The following is a 4,438-nucleotide window of genomic DNA, read 5'->3' on the forward strand; positions in this document are numbered from 1 at the left end:
TTTGTTATTCCAAATATTGAGCTTCATTCTGGCAAGCGACTTCAACCTTACTACCACTTTGCAGACAATCCTCGTATCGATGCGTGGCGCACCATTAAGAATCTTGAACTAGGGCTTCATGACCCAGATGACCCTGCTAATCAGCAAGGCTTGGTGAGTGCTAAAGACACTCCATCCGATGCAAAAGAGATTCAGCAACTTCTTACCGATGGTCTACTTAATCTTGCTCAATCAGGCGCAATCCGTAGTCGAAAAGGGGTAATTGGTGCGCTTGAAAGCAAAGGATTTGAGATTGCCAGAGTGACAGCTAAAAGCATCAGCATTAAGAATCCCGAAAGTGGGAAACGAAACATAAGATTAAAAGGTTTGTTGTATGAGCAAGATTTTGAATATGGCGAGGGACTTCAATTCGCAATCGAAGAAGCAAGCCAACGCTATCGAGCAAACGCTAAAGAAAGACTTCGAGAGGCACGAACAACGTATTCAAGATGCGTTGAAATCAAGCGAGCAGAAAATCATAAACGACATCCAAGAGCAGCAATCACGTTTGAATCTCTTGGTGATGAAAACATGGATTTGGTTGCCAGTGACCCTGTTATTTTTGGTGATCGTCAGTTACGGGATCGCTTGGTATCAAGGGCAGACGATATTAGACAATCAGAAAAAGATAGCCCGCCAAAAAGCGATCCTAGAGCAGTTCCAGAACAAGACTTGGGGGCTTTCTCTGTACGAGAGCCAGAAAGGGGAACGTTTTATTGTGATACCAGAGGGTTACTCGATTCTGGAGGGGTGGACAATGAACGATGGCAAGAACGAGCTGATCAAGTTGGAGAGGAAATAAATGACCGAGCTAGAGAAACAACTTTTGCACGCCTTCGAGGTTTTAGAGAGGCAGCACAAGGAGCAGCACAGCGAGTTCGTGAAGCTCTACAAGGATTTAGAGAAAAGATTCGAGCAGAGCAGCGAGGAGAACCAACGCTTACAGAGCAGTGTGAGCAGCTTGACCATGCAAGTAAACAACTTGACGCAGCAGCTCCAGTCGTTGGAAAAGCAATACAGCAAGAGCAGTCGTTAGCACGACAAAATCGCAGAGGTCGAGGTTTCGGATTTAATCGTTAATACATTTGAAAATACGCTTGCCAGGAGTACAATGTACTCCTATTCTTTTGGGAGAGGATCGGGTTATTAGCTACGCATTAGAGTTTATTGAAACGCCATTGTTTGAATCTCAGCGAAAAGAGATGCTCACGGATGAAGAGTTTCGAGCGTTGCAGTCAGACATCATCAAAAACCCAGAAATGGGATCGTTGATTGTCGGAACGGGAGGGCTAAGAAAAGTTCGCCTTGCTGGAGAATCGACAGGTAAGAGTGGTGGTTATCGAACGATTTACTTACTGATCCAACCTGATGTTGTCTATTTGGTGTTGCTGTACAAGAAAGGGAGAAAGGACTCTTTAACTCAGAAAGAGAAGAATCTCCTTAAAGAAGTGTCGAGGTCGATTAAGAGAGAGTATGACAATGAGCAATAGTATTTTTGATGAACTTTATACATCGATGAAGCAAGCCGAAGCGATTGCAAAAGGAGAGCAGACTCCTGCGAATGTCACTCGTTATGAGATTGCCGATGTTAAAGCGATCCGAGCACAACTGGATGTCAGCCAAAAAGAGTTGGCACAAGCGATGGATGTGAGTATTGATACCGTGAAAAGTTGGGAGCAAGGACGGAGAAATCCGACAGGTTTAGCAAGCAAAGTCCTGACTCTACTCTCTAAAGAGCCAGAGCTTTATGCGAAGTTTTCAGTTTAAAGATTAAGAGGTGTCTATGAGTGCAGCTGTTACTTTTGAGCAATTCTGTCAGCGTTACGAGTACGATCCGAGAAGTTCGTTATCTCGATTTGAATATGAGAAGTACAAAGAGAAGAAGTACAAAGAGAACTTAGAGATAGCTAACGAGCTGATCACCAAAGATGCCATCGATAAGATGAAAACATAGAAAAAACGCCCTTAGAGGGCGTTTTTTGTTTCAATCGAACAGCGAACTTTTTGCCCTGTAAATCGCTCTGAAAGCGTCACAAACTTACAGCCCGATTTCTGGCTAAGTAGGTAAGGATAAGTGCTTAAAAACGCTCCTGGAGCGTTTTGAGAGCGTCAGGTTGGCGTTTTGAGATGCTAAGTCGGCTATTTAACGTAATAGGAATAATAAGCACCAAAACAACGTTATGTTGCTTTAAATTATGAGCTTCTTTGCTTCGATTTGAAGCCATTCAAATGTGTTTTTGGGCTCTCCATGCATTTCCATTTGATGCCAAAGTTTTTCAAATGACAAAATAGTGACTTGTAGAGCAACTTCTTCATTTCCAATTTCCATTGTTAAATTTTCGAGAAGTTTAATCGTATGAGCATCTACTAAAGTGTCGTATTTTTTTATTTTACACAAAGCCATAACGCAATACTCACAAAGTGTTGATATGCATGTAACTTTATAATAGTGCTCAATTGCGTATATAGTGGTTTTTTTTGGCCTAAGTCTATTAAGAACGTTCAATTGCTCACACAAACCTAGTCTTAAATATGATGTGTATGAGATAAATGGGATAAAGCGTGAAACTAAAAATTTATTTTAAAACATCGAATAACAAAGGCTTTGAAATCGCATCATATCAAGAACATTACGAGACAATTGTTGCTCAATGGCTTTCGTTAGGTCGTACACTAGAATCGAGTTCTTTTTTCCTTGTGCTGTACGATGATGATGGTAAGTGTGTAGATGCCAAATATCTTTCAAAAAATAATTTTAGTCGATTGCTGATAGAGTGGGACTGCTTTGGTTTAAAAGAAAGTAATGAGTAATTTAACGTAACACTCGTTGTGCGAACTGAACGATAGAACGCAAAAGGTTGCCCAAACCGGCGACCTTTTTTACATCTGGCAGATACGAAAAACGCCTCCCAATGGGAGGCGTTTTTCTTGAGGACGTTCATTACCTTAGAAAAGGATCGTTGAGATCCCAGCTCTTTTGTTGTAATCTCAATCCCCAGATGTGACAAAACCGACCCTGCAAGGTCGGCTTTGATCGGAATACTTACCGGTTTGACGGCCTGTGTAAGTCCTTTCATGATAGCCCATATCGTTTAAGCACTTCAAGTATTCCTGCACTCTGTTTGGACTCAAGATGTTTTGGACAGAGCGATGCGCATCAGCCACCGACCAAGGGAAGTTCCAAAGGTGGCAGGTAAAGGCACTAATCAAAACTTGCGAAAGCACGATAAAACCGCTCTCTTGTAGCTGCTAGAGGGAGAACTGCGGAAAAGGAATAATTGATTAGTGTTGTGAGACTGGAATGGGGGCGTAAAGCCTTACTCACAGCGCAGGGCAGCCCGAAAGGGAAGAGACTTACCCAATCTGAAAGCGACCAAAAAGATACCCAAATCACTCATAAATTTGAGTTGAAATGGGTAGGGGTCGGCGCAGCCGAAAGGGTGGTGTGCGCTAGCTTGGCTAGCCTCCTCTTTGCTCTTACTGTCATTGTTTGATACTTCATGATTTCCCTTATTTGCATTTCTTTATCTTACTTTCTATCTTTTGTTAAGCACATAAGCAAGGCTACACAAAGACCCCTCCACTTCGTTACGTTGTCATTGTGCCTTGTAAGGGACGCTACGCTCCCTTAACCCTAGTTAAAAGCACTCAAACTAAAGAATTGCCATGACTGAAAAGAAGAAAGTAATACGAGAAAAGTCCATCAAGATCAGAGTCACTGAGGCTGAACTTCAAGCTCTGAAAGATCGGTGTGATGGTGCGGAATTAGCTCCTTGGATGAGAGAGACTTGTCTTGGGGAACGGACTCTTAAAAGAGCCAATGTTCCTAAAGTAGACCCCGCATTATTGCGCCAGTTATCTGGACTTGGAAATAACTTGAATCAGATCACTAGAGTAGTGAATACCCAGAATTATGATGTCGTGAATGTGGTTCAAGTATTGGCCCAACTTTCAGCAATCGAGCGTCAGCTTGGGCAAATAATGGCAAAGTATGAGATCTCAGTATGATTGTTCAGTTCGCTCGTAGAGGTAAGGGCGTTGGGAGTGGCCCTGTTGATTATCTCTTAGGGAAAGATAGAAATCGGGAGAGGGCGACACTCAATCAAGGCGATCCTGATTTAGTTCAATCACTCATTGATTCGAGTCCTTACGCCAAAAAGTACACATCGGGCTTTCTCTGTTTTGCTGAAACGGACTTATCACAAGAGATTAAAGATCGCCTCATGGCTGATTTTGAAAAGGCTTTGTTACCAGGCTTAGACAAAGACCAATACTCCATTCTTTGGGTAGAGCATCTTGATAAAGGGCGGTTAGAGCTGAACTTTGTTATTCCAAATATTGAGCTTCATTCTGGCAAGCGACTTCAACCTTACTACCACTTTGCAGACAATCCTCGTAT

General features: G+C 42.5%; 9 protein-coding genes. 8 read left to right on the plus strand and 1 reads right to left on the minus strand.

Features of this window, described 5'->3' with window-relative positions; genetic code table 11:
- The first annotated feature begins 391 nt into the window (after positions 1-391).
- The 5 genes from R7P74_RS29960 to R7P74_RS24430 all read left to right on the plus strand — a co-directional run bounded on the left by R7P74_RS29960 (position 392) and on the right by R7P74_RS24430 (position 1,993).
- Positions 392-841 carry an MbeB family mobilization protein gene (locus tag R7P74_RS29960; RefSeq protein WP_353616425.1) on the plus strand — a complete coding sequence of 150 codons (450 nt, stop codon included), beginning with the start codon at positions 392-394 and terminating at the stop codon, positions 839-841.
- Entirely contained in the window at positions 842-1,075 is a 234-nt protein-coding gene (locus R7P74_RS29965; RefSeq protein ID WP_169567099.1) for an MbeD/MobD family mobilization/exclusion protein, read from the plus strand.
- 61 nt (positions 1,076-1,136) lie between these two features.
- Positions 1,137-1,529: a type II toxin-antitoxin system RelE/ParE family toxin gene (locus R7P74_RS24420; RefSeq protein ID WP_224723981.1), complete on the plus strand. Its 393-nt coding sequence runs from the start codon at positions 1,137-1,139 to the stop codon at positions 1,527-1,529.
- A complete protein-coding gene (nadS, locus tag R7P74_RS24425; RefSeq protein WP_029946694.1) occupies positions 1,519-1,806 on the plus strand; it encodes a NadS family protein in 288 nt (95 codons plus the stop codon). The genes R7P74_RS24420 and nadS overlap by 11 nt, the downstream gene beginning before the upstream one ends.
- Positions 1,807-1,822: 16 nt before the next feature.
- Positions 1,823-1,993 carry a hypothetical protein gene (locus tag R7P74_RS24430; protein ID WP_005398424.1) on the plus strand — a complete coding sequence of 57 codons (171 nt, stop codon included), beginning with the start codon at positions 1,823-1,825 and terminating at the stop codon, positions 1,991-1,993.
- 234 nt (positions 1,994-2,227) lie between these two features.
- Here R7P74_RS24430 and R7P74_RS24435 read toward each other — a convergent pair whose 3' ends face one another.
- A complete protein-coding gene (locus tag R7P74_RS24435) occupies positions 2,228-2,443 on the minus strand; it encodes a hypothetical protein (RefSeq protein ID WP_031819061.1) in 216 nt (71 codons plus the stop codon).
- A gap of 158 nt (positions 2,444-2,601) precedes the next feature.
- Here R7P74_RS24435 and R7P74_RS24440 point away from each other — a divergent pair, with 158 nt between their 5' ends.
- The 3 genes from R7P74_RS24440 to R7P74_RS24450 form a co-directional block, all read left to right on the plus strand.
- Complete coding sequence (locus tag R7P74_RS24440; RefSeq protein ID WP_005398517.1) at positions 2,602-2,850, plus strand: hypothetical protein; 249 nt, start codon at positions 2,602-2,604, stop codon at positions 2,848-2,850.
- An 855-nt stretch (positions 2,851-3,705) separates the two neighbouring features.
- On the plus strand, positions 3,706-4,047 hold the full coding sequence (locus R7P74_RS24445; RefSeq protein WP_025534403.1) for a MobC family plasmid mobilization relaxosome protein: 342 nt from the start codon (positions 3,706-3,708) through the stop codon (positions 4,045-4,047).
- On the plus strand, positions 4,044-4,438 hold a 395-nt coding region (locus R7P74_RS24450), incomplete at its 3' end, for a relaxase/mobilization nuclease domain-containing protein (protein ID WP_169592474.1). The genes R7P74_RS24445 and R7P74_RS24450, both read left to right, overlap by 4 nt.

It is taken from the genome of Vibrio sp. 2033, from assembly GCF_033339735.1.

Bases quoted from the DNA above. Each gene is read 5' to 3' on its own strand.
- R7P74_RS24445 (WP_025534403.1), top strand. From the start codon at position 3,706: ATGACTGAAAAGAAGAAAGTAATACGAGAAAAGTCCATCAAGATCAGA.
- R7P74_RS24430 (WP_005398424.1), top strand. From the start codon at position 1,823: ATGAGTGCAGCTGTTACTTTTGAGCAATTCTGTCAGCGTTACGAGTAC.
- R7P74_RS29965 (WP_169567099.1), top strand. From the start codon at position 842: ATGACCGAGCTAGAGAAACAACTTTTGCACGCCTTCGAGGTTTTAGAG.
- R7P74_RS29960 (WP_353616425.1), top strand. From the start codon at position 392: ATGGCGAGGGACTTCAATTCGCAATCGAAGAAGCAAGCCAACGCTATC.
- R7P74_RS24435 (WP_031819061.1), bottom strand. From the start codon at position 2,443: ATGGCTTTGTGTAAAATAAAAAAATACGACACTTTAGTAGATGCTCAT.
- nadS (WP_029946694.1), top strand. From the start codon at position 1,519: ATGAGCAATAGTATTTTTGATGAACTTTATACATCGATGAAGCAAGCC.